The organism is Emticicia aquatilis (assembly GCF_014644295.1).
Classification (GTDB): domain Bacteria; phylum Bacteroidota; class Bacteroidia; order Cytophagales; family Spirosomataceae; genus Emticicia; species Emticicia aquatilis.
The window spans coordinates 738,974-752,899 of sequence record NZ_BMKK01000001.1 but is presented as its reverse complement, the minus strand read 5'-3'; the positions used below and the strand labels follow the sequence as shown (position 1 = coordinate 752,899).

Annotated in this window: 15 protein-coding genes; all 15 read right to left on the bottom strand. The window is 38.3% G+C overall.

Annotated elements, in window-relative coordinates; genetic code table 11:
* Positions 1–7: 7 nt before the first annotated feature.
* Positions 8–3,706: a tape measure protein gene (locus IEX65_RS03335; RefSeq protein ID WP_188764594.1), complete on the bottom strand. Its 3,699-nt coding sequence runs from the start codon at positions 3,704–3,706 to the stop codon at positions 8–10.
* 86 nt (positions 3,707–3,792) lie between these two features.
* Entirely contained in the window at positions 3,793–4,314 is a 522-nt protein-coding gene (locus IEX65_RS03330) for a hypothetical protein (RefSeq protein ID WP_188764593.1), read from the bottom strand.
* A 144-nt stretch (positions 4,315–4,458) separates the two neighbouring features.
* Entirely contained in the window at positions 4,459–4,791 is a 333-nt protein-coding gene (locus IEX65_RS03325) for a hypothetical protein (RefSeq protein ID WP_188764592.1), read from the bottom strand.
* 326 nt (positions 4,792–5,117) lie between these two features.
* Positions 5,118–5,339, bottom strand: a complete 222-nt coding sequence (locus tag IEX65_RS03320; protein ID WP_188764591.1) for a hypothetical protein — start codon at positions 5,337–5,339, stop codon at positions 5,118–5,120.
* Positions 5,340–5,347: 8 nt separating this feature from the next.
* Positions 5,348–5,875: a hypothetical protein gene (locus IEX65_RS03315; protein ID WP_188764590.1), complete on the bottom strand. Its 528-nt coding sequence runs from the start codon at positions 5,873–5,875 to the stop codon at positions 5,348–5,350.
* Complete coding sequence (locus IEX65_RS03310; RefSeq protein ID WP_188764589.1) at positions 5,875–7,893, bottom strand: DUF5977 domain-containing protein; 2,019 nt, start codon at positions 7,891–7,893, stop codon at positions 5,875–5,877. The genes IEX65_RS03315 and IEX65_RS03310 overlap by 1 nt, the downstream gene beginning before the upstream one ends.
* Complete coding sequence (locus tag IEX65_RS03305; protein ID WP_188764588.1) at positions 7,890–8,375, bottom strand: hypothetical protein; 486 nt, start codon at positions 8,373–8,375, stop codon at positions 7,890–7,892. Before IEX65_RS03305 ends, IEX65_RS03310 begins: the two co-directional genes overlap by 4 nt.
* A 12-nt stretch (positions 8,376–8,387) precedes the next feature.
* Entirely contained in the window at positions 8,388–9,146 is a 759-nt protein-coding gene (locus IEX65_RS03300) for a hypothetical protein (protein WP_188764587.1), read from the bottom strand.
* Positions 9,146–9,394 carry a hypothetical protein gene (locus tag IEX65_RS03295; protein ID WP_188764586.1) on the bottom strand — a complete coding sequence of 83 codons (249 nt, stop codon included), beginning with the start codon at positions 9,392–9,394 and terminating at the stop codon, positions 9,146–9,148. Before IEX65_RS03295 ends, IEX65_RS03300 begins: the two co-directional genes overlap by 1 nt.
* Positions 9,395–9,749: 355 nt before the next feature.
* A complete protein-coding gene (locus tag IEX65_RS03290) occupies positions 9,750–10,019 on the bottom strand; it encodes a hypothetical protein (RefSeq protein ID WP_188764585.1) in 270 nt (89 codons plus the stop codon).
* A complete protein-coding gene (locus tag IEX65_RS03285; RefSeq protein ID WP_188764584.1) occupies positions 10,016–10,528 on the bottom strand; it encodes a hypothetical protein in 513 nt (170 codons plus the stop codon). Before IEX65_RS03285 ends, IEX65_RS03290 begins: the two co-directional genes overlap by 4 nt.
* Positions 10,489–11,232, bottom strand: a complete 744-nt coding sequence (locus IEX65_RS03280; protein ID WP_188764583.1) for a hypothetical protein — start codon at positions 11,230–11,232, stop codon at positions 10,489–10,491. Before IEX65_RS03280 ends, IEX65_RS03285 begins: the two co-directional genes overlap by 40 nt.
* Positions 11,229–12,227, bottom strand: coding sequence for a DUF6712 family protein (locus IEX65_RS03275; RefSeq protein WP_188764582.1), 999 nt, complete (start codon positions 12,225–12,227; stop codon positions 11,229–11,231). Before IEX65_RS03275 ends, IEX65_RS03280 begins: the two co-directional genes overlap by 4 nt.
* Before the next feature lie 3 nt (positions 12,228–12,230).
* Complete coding sequence (locus tag IEX65_RS03270; protein WP_188764581.1) at positions 12,231–13,526, bottom strand: hypothetical protein; 1,296 nt, start codon at positions 13,524–13,526, stop codon at positions 12,231–12,233.
* Positions 13,523–13,795: a hypothetical protein gene (locus IEX65_RS03265; protein WP_188764580.1), complete on the bottom strand. Its 273-nt coding sequence runs from the start codon at positions 13,793–13,795 to the stop codon at positions 13,523–13,525. Before IEX65_RS03265 ends, IEX65_RS03270 begins: the two co-directional genes overlap by 4 nt.
* Between the last annotated feature and the right edge of the window lie 131 nt (positions 13,796–13,926).

Genomic DNA, 13,926 nt, shown 5'->3' with positions numbered 1-13,926 from the left:
AGAAATATTAAAGGTTTGAACGACTACTTACACTTGCATTGCTTGCCAAGGCACTATTTAGGTCATGAAGGCTAATTCCTGAAGGCTTATCTTTTATTGCAACCAATAAACCATTAGCCTCAGACTGCATACCTAACATTTGTTCCAGTTGCTCAGTAGCTTTTAGTGTATTATCTGCAATTTCCTGTTGTACTTTTTGACTGGCCTCAATAGCTGCTTGACTTGTGGCCGTAGTGGCCGCACTATCGCTGTCCATTCCTTCAGTATCTCCAACCATATCTGAAGCATTCGCTTCGGCTTCGGCCGCTGCGGCTGCTGCTTTCCTTTTCTTACTTCCGAAAAGGTACATTTGCCCATATTGTAAGGGTTCTAAGTAGTTGATATATGAGCCACCTTCGCCATGAATACCGCCTTTTTGGAATATTCTTGCACCATTTCGATGTAATGAACTATTCAGGAGTTTATCAATTACGTCGCCGTTGTTTTCATACGTACTTCTTGAAAGTATCATAATTGGCTCACCACCCTCCATTTCGCCTATCTCTTGCCCTGTTTTTCTGTCCCAAAGTGCAATGCCGCTTTGCCCATATTGTGAGCCATGACGACTACCTTGTGGAACACCAGCATTACGAACATAACCACCACTTTTAAAGCTCGGAGCTTCGGGCGGTTTTTGGTTTTTGATAATTCCAATTTGAATACCAGTCATAACAGCAGAAGCCGCTACACCTATCAAACCAAGCGGAAAACCCATCGTTGCAAGCGACTTGAGAGCTGCCATTGCACCATTGATAATAGCCATTGCAATTTGCATGGTTTGGTCTCGTTTCCATGCTTTGGTTTTGGCTTCATGTTCTTTCTGTGCGGCTTCCTTATTTATTTTAGATACTCCAGCTTCATACTGCTCCTTACTTAACTTTCCAGATTTATACTGAGCTTCCCACGATTTAAGCTGAGTATCTTTCTCTTTTTCAATCTGAGCAAGTTTCTTTTTAGTAAAGGTTTCATTGAGCGTTTGCATTACACTCACTACCTGAGCAGCAACAGCAAGGGTTTCAGTTCCTTTGTTTGCAAAGTCTTTCAATCGCTGTTGGTTGGCTGTTGCTTCATTCTTTACCTTATTATTTAGGAAAGTCATAAATGAAGTAAAATCGCCTTTTGCCATTCCTTCTAAAGCATCAAAAAACTGTTTGGTGTTATCCTGCCTTTGCTTGTGAGCATCAGCAAGCTGTTTGCTCTTATCGGCTTGTAGTTTAGCATCACTGGCTTTAAGGTCAGCCGCTAATTTTTCATCAATACTCTTGAATCGTGCCGCTCGGTCTGTTTCATCAGCTATTTCGGTAGCTATTTTTGTTTTTTGGTGAGCTGCTTCCATTTCAAGTTTATCCCTGTGAAATTGGGCTTCTTGACGTAGCAATTCGATTTTTTGAGCTGTGGTAGTTTTGGCTAAGTTAAATTCGAGATTTTTAGACGCTGTAAATGCTTGAAACTGAGCATCAAACAATGCTTTTTCACCTTTCAAGGCTTCGTCATTGGCTTTTTTCTGGGCAGTTTCTTTATCTTTACGTGCCTTTTCTTCGGTGGCTGCCTTCTTATCTTCTTCTGCCTTGAGTTTGGCTTTGTGGTCTTTATCAATTTTTTCAAGTGCGGCCGTATGCAATTGAAAAGCCTGCACTCGTTGTTTTTCTTTTAGTGCTTCGTCTGCTTTGGAATCATTTATACGCTTTAATTCTCGGGCATAAATCAACTCTTGATTTTTAATGGAGCGGTCAAGTATATCTTTGTTGAGTAAAATCTGATTATCTTGAATCTTCTTATTAGCATCAACATTAGCCTTAGCTTTATCATCAGCTTCCTTTTTATCTGCTTTGGCTCGTTTATCACTTTCAGCCTTAGAAACTTTCGTATGATTTTCTTCGGCTGTTTTGGTTAGTTTGCTATATATATCAACTCTTTTTCCTGTGTACTCATTCTGGAACTCTGTTAGCAATTTTTGTTTCTTTTCTTCTCTTTCTTCTTCTGTTTTTGCGGTTTTATTTATTTCGTTCAATCGCTCAACAGTCTGCTTTTTAAGGCTTTCTTTCTTTAAATCGCTTACCTTTTTATCATGGTCTGTATTTAATTGCTGAATTTGTGCTAATTTTTGCTTTTCATCCAACTTTTCGGATTCTATTCTTTTTTTAGCTTCTTTTAGCTTATTATCTTCTGTTTTGATTGAAGCATCAAGAGCATCTTTTAAATTATTGACATGAACATCGGTCATTGTTTTACTCCAACTGTTCTTGATAGATGCCATGTTTGACTCAAAATTATCCGTCATTTTGTCAAACGTTGCACTTGTATCTATCTTGAAGTCAGCACCGAAGAAATTAGCTACCTCTTTTCCTTTATTTATCAGTGCATTCATGCCATCATAAAAGCCCTGTAATACTGCAATACCAACACGAAGCATCGTAAAAGCACCTTGTAAAGCAATAGAAAAATCATTAATAACATCTCTTAGCGTAACACTGACTTCTATTCCACCAGTCATACTTGACCAAACACTTTTATAGCTATCCCAAAGATTACCAAGTAGCTCCCAAATGTTTTTAAAAACTTCCACCAAAGGGTCACTTTCTTGAATCAAACGTGAGGTAACATCAAGAACCCAATCCATAACATCAATGATGGCAAGAAAAGCAGGCTTGAGTTTTTCGCCAAGAGCCACCATGATAAAGTCGAATTTATCTCCAAGGTTAGAAGTTCGACCTTCAAGAGTGGCCGACATTTCAGAGGTCATTCCAGCCACACCTTGATAATCACCCATAGCAACGATAGCTTTGTAAATAGCTTCTTCGTTCTTTTCAACCGATACAGTTTGTCCTTTGAAACTTAGTTCAACATCATCGCCGACGGTTTTAGCCTTAATACCAAATTCTTTCAAGCGTTCAAACTCGCCTGTCTGAGCATCTAAGACAGCTTCGGTGAGTTGGTCGAAACTTTTGCCTTGTGAAGCTGCTAAATCTGCAAAGTTTTTGATTTCGTCTTTTGTCGGCTGTACCCCTCGGTTTACGAACTTAATAAATGAATCGGTCATTTCGTCCACGCTCACAGGAGTAGTGGCCGCAATGTCCTTAATCATTTCCATCGCCGCAATAGCTTCTTGCTGACCACCCAACGATGTTTTCAGTACCGTTTCGTACTTTTCAAACTTGGAAGTCATATTGAAGACCTCCATACCAAAATCAAAAACAGCCGAAGCAGCTTCTTTCACCATATCCCAAGCAAAAGCGGCTGTAAAGTTTGCTTTGAAACTGGTCCAAAAACCTTCCTGCGATTCGCCTTCACCTTTAAGGCGTTTCATTTCTTCTCTGGTATCACCTATTTTTTCATCGACTTCCGAAATCTGCTTGAGTTTGGCAATCCATTCTTCCGAACCAATGGTTAGGTTATTCAACTCACCCCTGAGCTGTCTTGCTCGGTTGTTGAGTTGATTCCAGTTCATTTCATTCAAATCAAGATTTTGGTTCAAATCTTTCAATTCGTCCTTAATCTCTCTTTGAACATTTTTTAGCTCACGCCATGCCTCTGAGCCTTTTTCTCCGTTCAGCTCCATGAGCTTTATTTCGGAGTTTACATCTTTCAAACCACTATTAAGCGATTCAACCGTTTTTTCGGCTTCATCACCTAAAATCTCAAGCCTCAGACGGGCTATATCTTCCATTGTTGCCATCTCTAAACACAAAAAGGTACGATGCTAATTTGCATCGTACCTTTCAAGTGGCACAGGATAAAAGTTTTTAGAGAATGTTACGTCGGAATCTCTGAAATAAATACCATTGGTTTATAGCCTTTCCAAACATCATTTTGAAAAGTAGTCCAGAATTTAAATGAAGTTTCAATATTCATTACTGATGGAGTCTGCATCTGGAGCGGATGGTTTGACTCTAAGCCCACCATCCCACCTGGGCTTGACATAAAAAGTAAATTCCTCCAATCAGGTACTTTATATTCTTGTGGGTCTGAAACATTCAAAATTCCACCTTGGGCAAAAGCAGGTTTATTATAGTGGGTTCTGAGAGCTTCAAAAATTCGCTTACTAACATAAAACTTGTTTCCAATTCTAAGTGGTCTATCAACTTTTAGATATTGAAAATTAGATGCGTTCTTTGCCCATTTCTTTCTGATTCTACGCTTTTTTGACTTCGGGAACTTCACTTGTACCCTTTCTGTAAAAATAGTAACAGAATCATTCGGTATAAATTCAAAATTAGCACCACTTCCGTAGAGTGGTATTTTGCTGGCAAATTCACGTAAATGATTGATATCCATAAGTATTTAGTTTAACGAGGTAAAATTCATCTTATAGGCAAATGCCCTATACTCAATCCAATAATTTTCAAACTTGAAAAACCCTTTGACAATGCAATGATGATTTAGAAATTCATTTTCTGTAATGATTATCTTTTTCATATTTTAAGCAAATGCTGGGTCTGGTGTAAAAACTGTATCATGAGTATAAGAAAGAGGATTTGGCTCTTTAGCTATTATTCCAAGTCTAACCCCATCATAGAAAAATATAGATTCATTGGTACTGATGGTCACAAAATCACAGAGTAAAACGTCATTATGGTTTGGCTCTCTTTTGAGTAACTGTTTCAAAACCTGTATTACAACTTTTGAAGCAGCACTCCTGGCATCTCTTACTATTCGAGTTAAGGCATCATCAAAAACACCGAATTGCTCACGCATATTAGCTGAATCAGGTATTTGGATTATTAAGCCATTCGTGAATTTTATTTCTTCCATGATTTTAATTAGTTGAAATTGAATACTAAGTGTTGGAGCATTATCTAAAAAATATATCTTTCCAAGTATCAATACTCTCGTTTTCTCTTAATTCCCTGCCAAGTTTTTCTTCTATAACTGCCTTGTAGTATGAGTTTCTTTGTTGTCTCTCAATCTCCAATTCTTTTAAATGTATTTCGTGGTCTGAAATCATTTCATGTCCACAAAGTTCACAATTTTGTTTTTTTGATGACATCCACCCATCAAATCCACTATTTGAACAATTAAAGTTTTTGCAACTATACATAATCTCAAAATTTTATGACATTCAGCCAACAAAGTTATAATTATTTCTTTATCCAATAATTATAAATCCCCATACTCCAAGAATAGGTATAAAAAAATGTCATAGCTAAAATACCCCATTGTTCGTTGTTTATTGCTGTGTAAATCCAAAATGGCTGTCCTAATATTCCGAAAATATACCCCCAACGTTTCCAATGTTCCTTTCTACCCACAAACCAAATTGCGAGCGAACCAAAAATCATTATTAAAATTTGTGAAATCATATCTACAATTAATTTTCAATACCTTTCTTCAAATACTGAGGTAATATTTCTGCAAGTCGAAGACTCAAGCGTCTGCTCATTACATTTATATAAGCCATCTTTACTTTATTATACCACTGCTGTTTGCTATTCTGCACAACAACCGGCACTTTCTTTCGATACATCAGATAGCTCCATGCCAAACGGTTTTTTGCATTTTTAACAGTTGGTATTTGCTTCCCTTCGTAGCCATTTACCCACGCAAATTTTTCAATTCCTACTTTCTCAATAAAAGCTTCGATGGCATCAATATTCGGAAGCCAAGAATAACGAAGCGTTTTCATATCTTTGAATCGCCCATATTCTTTAAAAAATATCTCAGCAGTCAAACTCAAACTTCCAATTTCTTCGTGAATTACAAAATCTACGGAATTTCTCAGCTCTCCAGTAAGGTTTAGACCAGCCCTTTCAATACTTTTTTCAAAGAATGAAGTTCCTTGTTTTGTCAGCTCAGTAACTAAGTCAATTACTGTGGCTTTGATTTCAGCATCTTCCATTATTCGATTGAAAAATAAACCCTATCGCCTGACTGAGGCATTACAACTAAATCAATCCAATTATTGCTACTGTTATTAACGATAACAGTTTGTTTCAGCACACCATTAAGGTAGTATTTCCAAACCCTTTGAATATCAGTATATACATAAAAATTCCAGCTCGTGCGAACAGGATAATGAACATCCCATGTATTAATCGGATAGACATCGGTTTGGTCAGCTTGAATGGAAGATTGACAAAACCACATATTACCAGGTCTATAACCTTGGCCACTACTACCACTCCACATACCACTATTATTGGTAGCATTCTTATTTGAAGTGCTAAACCTTACCCAAAATCTGCCAACAGGAACGCCACCAGCTATTACATAGTTTTCGGGATAAGCATTACATGCTCCATATAAATCTGCGTATGCTTGTGTGTTTTTGCTTTGCCAATCGGCTTCGGCTTTTGCATTTGCATCGGCTTGATTGAGGGTACTGCCCCAAGTTCCTGCGGGAATTACAATTGTAGCATAGCCACCGATTAAACCAGGCCCACAAGTATTACGTACATAAGTACCTTCTCGGCTAATCAAAGCAGATAAAAAAGGAGTTGTAGCTGGCAAGCAACTGCCAGTATTAATCGGTGAAATGTAACCTTCTTCGCCAACAACATTTGCCTTTATTTGTCTTGGTATTACAAGGCTATTATCATCAAGGTATATTTTCTCAAGCATTGTAACTTGTAAATTCCCGTTGTATTTGCCTTTCGAATCAAGCTCGCAAACAGTTGCAAGAGCTTTCCAGCCAGTGGCTCTACTTCCAACAGGCATTGGTATAGGGAGCCTGCTGTAATTTGTTTCTTCTTTGCTATATACAAACTCCAGTTTTCTTCCAGCCCAATCTTCGGCATCAGCATAAGGAATGAAAGTATCACTTAAAGGTAATAATGATAAATGGCTACGGTCAGTTTCTAAATACACTTTTCGAGAAAAAAGCAAATCACTTAGATAATCAACCACGCTTTTTGAAGACCAATCAATAGCAATACTTAGTTTTCGCCTCGCTCTGACGTCTCGAACAACGGACTCGGAGGCTTCGGCTAAATAATCATAACCAATAAACTGTTCACCAATTTGACGGTTAAAAGTAAGGTTCTCTGCACTTTCACCAAAAAAAGTAAACGTATCAAAAACACCCAAACTGTTTTCAAATAGAATTTTTCGGCTGAATCTTCTATACCTTTGCTCAACAATATAATTTCTTACTTCAGATATACGCTCATTGTTTTGGTTCAAGAGCCAAACTGAACACGAAGCTAAATTTTCATCTTCAGTTTGAATCGGAATGGTATAAACATTCATTGGTAAAATGCCTGTCAATACTTGTGGTGTTGTTATTACTTCACTACCATCAAGCATTTTTGCAACCATCTTGAGCTTTATAGTTGTGATATTGGCATCATAGTTTGTGAGAAAAGATAGAAACTCTGTTTGCCCTGCCTGTATAACTGAGGTAATTGGTTTATAGGTCAAGAATCTACGGCTGCCACCTATATACTGAGTAAAGAAAATATCCTTATATAGTTCATAATCTCGCTCTGCAATTCCTGATTTAATGGCGTATCTACTTGTAAAAGTTTTGGCATATACTTCAACACCATTATTTTTAACCTTACCAATGCAGTAGTAGGGCGTTACCATACATGGGCAAACGCTTATACGGTCCTGAGCATATAATGGCTTTGTAGTTTCGAGCATTCCATCGAGCAGGTTACTAATCTCAAAGAAAGCCCCTGCATATGATTCGACCGTGCCGTTTATCTGCTTAGGTTCTTCTCTGGCTTCGAGTGTGCCAAGAAGTTTGTACGTACCTGAGTTGTAACTTTTTGGTACCCAAACTTCTAAAAAATACTCCAAACCTGTTCTATTAATTACGCCAACAGGGTCGTAAGCCAAGACATTGACTACAATCTTATTGCGTGTCATGTCAAGAGCAATAGCATTGCAATCAACTAAACTTTCTATTATCATAACAGTATAGTATTAGCGTTTAATTTTAAAATGATTTCAAGTCGCCAGCCTCGATGGTTGCCTGCCCAACCTCTATCGACTTCGGTTTTTCTCATGTTGGTATCAAGCTCAACAAAACCAATATCCGTCGGTCGTCGGTTTTTCTTTTTATTATCGGCAAGAAGTTTTCTTTGCAAACGATAAAGAATTCGTATCGTTTCGATGCTCCCTTGGTTCTGAGCTTCGAGGTCGCTCATGTCTGCCTTAGTAATAACCGAAACACCAAATACGTATTTTTCCATGAGCTGACCAGCTCCATTGTCTTCGGTTTCAATCTCTGGCTGTTCGAGCCAAGCAAACGGATATTCAAAATTTGAATTGCCAGTTGCGTAATCGATGCCGAGTTCAACACCCCCATACAAGAAAAACTTTATGTCGGGGTCATTTTCTGCCCACTCCTTGAAGTAGTCAATAAAACTTTCAAAATCTGCTGATAACAACATAATTAGTGAGGGTTAATCTTTCTCTGATTGTCGAACCTGTTCTAAGAACTGAATCTTTCGATGTTTCAAATACATGAATGTGGTATGAATATTTAGGTTACAGACTGCATCAAAACTTCCATGTACGCCATCCTTTGCGACGTCTTCAAGCGTTGCTATCCAGCCTTCGCCGTTGGCAAACAGTTGTTTTGTGCCTTCGTCAGCATCAAATACTTCTGAATAACTTTTCAGAAACTGTTCATTCATGCTCTCCCAATATTGTAGAATTGCAAAAGCCTCACCTATTGGTAAGGCTTTTAGATGTTTGGCCGAAAGTTCGCTTCGGATGCTATTATAAGGTACACGGTCATTGCCATCGTAGTCGGCTCGCAACTTCCGAAACAGAAAGTCCCAACGAAGTGGCCGACAGATAACAGCTAACAAATCTGATAGAGCATCGAAATTAGTGCTGCCTTTTTTGGAAAATCTAAGGTAGTAGATATTTGCCATTGCTACTTCAATACCCGAAGTATCAACGTAGTTTTCCTTGGGCAGAAAATAGAAACGCCAACCTACACGTACAAATCGAAATGGTTGGTGCTGAATCTTTGTTTTCCAGAGCCAAGATAAACTTTCAGCTTGAGCAATAGTAATTCCAAATAACTGACAAATCTTTTCTAAGCAGATTAGAGCAAAATCAGCATTGTTGCCAAGCCCTCTGAGTTGTAAAACCAAAGGCAAAACATCTTTTATTTGCTTTGAAGTCAAATCTTTATACGAAGTAGCGACCATTACTTGAGTAATATAATAGTTGTCAGAATAGCAGAAACACCGCCTAAAATCCAGTTGATAGCCTTTGACTGTTTTAATTTTGGTACAATATCGTTGTACTTTTTATTACTGACTGTCAAAAGACTATCACTATTCATTCTACCCACATTCGCCGCTACAACCTTCACTTTTAGGTCTAAGTAAAGCTCTCGGTATTCTAAGCAGTTTCTTAATTGTAGCTCCGAAATCTCTACTTTTTTTCTTTCCAACAGCTCGGGGGATTGGTTTTGACAAAATGCTATCGGCATAGACAAGCAAGCTATCATCAGGAATAGAATGAATCTTTTCATGTATTTTGTAAGAATTGCAATCGTTGAGAATGAGTTCTAAGCGAAGTTTAACATTGTTGGCCGTCAAGGTGTCCAATCGAGTTTTCATTATTCGACTACTTATTTGATGGTTAACAAGCGAATCTTGTAAACTTTCATTACTGGAGTCTAACTTTTGATTTTTATTAAATAAAAACCAAGAGGGCAATAAACATAGAATAGCAACACCTATCAGGATAATTCTATGTTTCCATTTTTCAAAAAAAAGGCGTAAAACATTCATGGCGACCGAGTTTTAAAGAGCGTTATCCTTTTTGTATTTGTCGAAGTCCACTGTCAAATTGCTAATGGCTAAAGCTCCAGCCGAAACCCACTGAGCAATGGTGGCGACCTTTACCAAGATAACAGGCACATCAATACCCAACGAGTTTAGTTGCGTATTGAAATTTGCAACCGAAAATGCAACAGCTCCAGCTAACAATGCCAGCTTTGAAATAAAGGCGAATAACTTGGGCGACGGAGCTGTCAGGCGTTGCCACAATGTAAGTTTGTTTTGAATATTCATTTAATTAAAGAGATTACATTTCTGACTTCAACTTTTAACCTATTCTTCTGCCACACACCTTGTGTGCCTTCTACTCCTTTTGGAGGTTTTGTATTACCTCCAATTGGAGTAAAGAATGGATACTTTGGATTTGGTATCCATTCTTTAATGCCTTCAATATGACTTCCCCATGTATAAGTAACTACGTCGCCGGGCTTTGCATCTAACTTGGAAATATGAAAGGCTTTCGCATTATTCCAGTTAAAAACAGCAGGAGCGAGACTATTCTTAAAAGGAAGTTTTATGCCACAAGCTAAATAACCATTTGAAACAAAGGCAGCACACCACATTTTATGTGTCCAATAATATTTGGTTGTATTGAACCCCAAATTTTTAAAGTACACATCAATTTGGGGATTGTCATTTCTGTTTGTTTTTTCTTTAACATACAATTGACTTTCCCACCAATCGACAACGCATTTTCTTGAATCTATGCCAGTATTACTTGGAATATGCTGACAAACACCCATATTGGCAATGCCAATGTAAAAAACCAACAAGCAATACGATAGAAACCTTCTTTGCTTGGATTGACAAAATCTTCTCGTAAGCATCTTTCTGTATTAAATTTTGAGTGATAATAAAAAAACTGTTGTGGGAATAAAGCCCATTGAATAGCAAAGCCAAATATTAATGAGCCAAGAGACATCCAAACGTTTGACAGAAAACGCATTCCACCACTGTTAATCATGCGAGCAGCAGAATCATTCTCATTATCAGACATACCATAAGCCCAAAACAAAAGTCCAGTAGCTAAAGCAAGGATTATTAAACCCCAAATTCCTTGAGTAGTAGAAACACCTAATGCAACGGGTTGCTCTACCGATGTTTTTGTCTGAGTGGTAGCATCTTCTGGCAATATGATTTCTGCTGCCGATTTTCGAGCATTACGAGCTTCCTGAACATAAAAGATTTTATCTTCGGTTGTAACAGCTCTTAATGAGAGTTCTTCAAATTGGCGTGCATCTTCCAACAATGCTTCTCTATTTTCTCTAAGTTGAATTATACGAGCAGCTTCCTGTTGTTTTAAAGCGTTTTCCTGTTGCTTTCTCTGTTGGTCTAAAGAAGCGAGCTGTTCTTTCAACTGCTGTTCTTTTTTCGCAAAATCATCATTGATTGTTTTTACAACTCTCATTGGAGGTGGTGGGGCAGTGGTACTGACAGTAGGTTTCATAATACAAAATATTTGTTTTCTTTAGAATTTGGTAACTTAGATGATGCTTTACGCTCCAAACGAGAGCTGTAAAGCGTTGAAGAAAAATATTCAGGAAAAACCGTAGCAGAAGCATAGGTTTGCAGATGCCGAATCAATTCATTGCGAAAGCCTTCTGCCAACTCACTTTCCTTCAAAGCAAGTTCTTCACGGCGTTCTTTGGGTAAAACGTTCTCACTTTGCATACCATCAAACTCAGCTATCAAACGCCAGTCTTCCGAAATATTCAAGTATGGAATTGCATCCGAAACAGCCTTTCTCGTAACATAACTTCTTACCATTTCAAAGGCTTCATCTTCTTCAGGACTAAAACTACTGTTGGCGTTACTGATTTTAGCAATCCAAGCCGTGAGCTGCTCACTGCCAATCACAGTTTTCAAATGCTTCTCTTGAGCTTTTTTTAGATAGTCTTTTAGCTGAAGAAACATTCGTCTGCTATGTGCAGCATGTGGGAAGAACTCGGTAAGTTCTGTGGCCGATGCAATGAATTGCTTTTGAATGATGGTATAAAACGGTGAATCTTTCCACGTTGAAAAGTCGTCTGCATTCTTTTCTAAAAATGCCAATGCCATTTCCAAAGATTTATCGCCTCGATTGAAAGCATCCTTACGCCCGCCAACTGTTGTCCACTTGCCAGGTGCTTGCATATCCTTTGGAGCGATGATAGTTTTACCGCCATCGCCAGTGCCTAAAAGGATTCTGAACCAACCACAATAATCAGCATAGGCCGCAATCGAAATTTTGAGATAGCTAACCAAACGGGCCTGTTTAGTATTTAGGTTAGGTGTTGCCGCATTTACCAATCCGTCAAGCTCTGTGTATAGCTCATCACCAATAGCAGGGATAATATAAAACTGTTCAGCTTCATTGATGAACGGTTTCCAAGTATCCCACTCCATGTTTCGTTGAACACCACCAAACACAGATTTAAAATCTTTTATGTCTTTAATGAACATGACTTATTTAGGATTAGGGTTAGAAGTATTATCCTTTGGCGTAACATCTGGAGTGTAGCTTTCCATACGCTTAATTCCTAAAACTTTAAGTGGCTCAAGCCCTTCGATTCGTTTGGCAATTTGCACAGGCTTGCAAATCATTGTACGGTCGAAATAAGTTAGGTAGTCTTGTAAATAGTCAGCTTCGGCAACAATTTCTTTGCCCGAACTGCCCATCTGACTACCGAGCTGCACCCCCGCTAACTTACCGGGCATTGCGTGCGAACTTGCCTGAACCAAGTTGGCCGCTTCAAACATTCGTATAAAGGCTTCGTCCTTTATTGGGTTTGTGATTGGAGTAACCTTAATTTCTTTCAGGATACCTTTTCCATCAGCGGAATATTTTGAGAACGTAACCAAAATTTTATTAGCATCGTCGATACCTGAGAGTACATCCGCTATTTCATTAAGCGTATCTATCTTCAATTTTTCTTTGGCTACATCATCTAAGCCCTCTTTATCGAAGTAATCATCAGGTATTGAAATATGATGCGTAACGAAGAAACCATTACGAAAAGCAGCCTTGTAGTATTTAGGCACATCATTCGTAACTTCTCCCCATTCTTTACTACCCCACCATTCAGCCATTCCGTTGAAGCGTTGCATCGGAATGCGTTTGATTTGGTGAATAATACAAACAGGGTACTTTGTTGGGTCAGAAGCGTCATAAGCTGGGAGAATCAGACAATCTTCTTTCTTTACGGTTTTCTGAAAGCCAAATTTATTACTGAGCCAAAAACGCTCAGTCTTAGTTTTGCCTTTCAATGGTTTTTCAGAACGAATGTCATTATTATCAACCACTTCAAGCGATGCAACTTTGTTTGTACTATCAAGCGTCATCTTGACATTCAATTCATTCCCAAAAGCAAGTTGGTAAGATGCCGCTTGGTGAAAATCGTCTAAGTCTAATCGGTCGTGAAACTCGTCGAAGTTTGTAGAATAGAAAGGAATGAGCTGTTCCTTCATATTATGTATTTGTCGGTCGAACAGTCGAAAACCCCAACCACCGATAAAACTTGCTTTTGTAGAGAGCAAAGCCCATTTATTGGGGCTTTCGGTTGCTAATCGGTGCATCTCTAAAAGTTTGGCATCATTCTCACCACGCTTGATATACTCACTGCTACTTACCTTCGGGTTTCCACCGCTTTCGGAATATACAGCTCCATCAATGGCTTCACTGCCATCTTTACCAAAACTCACAACTACACCAGCGGTAGGTGAATACTGATGCACAAATACATTATGACCAATTTGTTTCATTTATGAAAATCTATTTCTGTACCGTTAAAACTTACAAGCAAATCTATATACACACTAAAATCATGTTTCCCGCCAACTTCACGGAGCAGAAGCAAACCATTGCGATTCATCTTTTTGCGTTCACTCAAATCGTTGTTTGAGCCACGCACCAAAACGCATCGTTCCTTTTTTCCATAGTTGCCGTCCACCTTTCTGTATTCGATAGTAAAAACATTAGAAGGCTGGCACATTTCGGATAAAACTTCACCTATTCCAATCGTCTGTATCATGTTACAAGGTTAATTCCACTGTTTTTTTCATCACAGGACAAAACTTTTTTATATGTTTTGCAATCAAAAAAAATGTAAGCATTTAATAATTAGGCTTTTACGGTGCAAAACCGTTTTTTTTTCAACTTTCT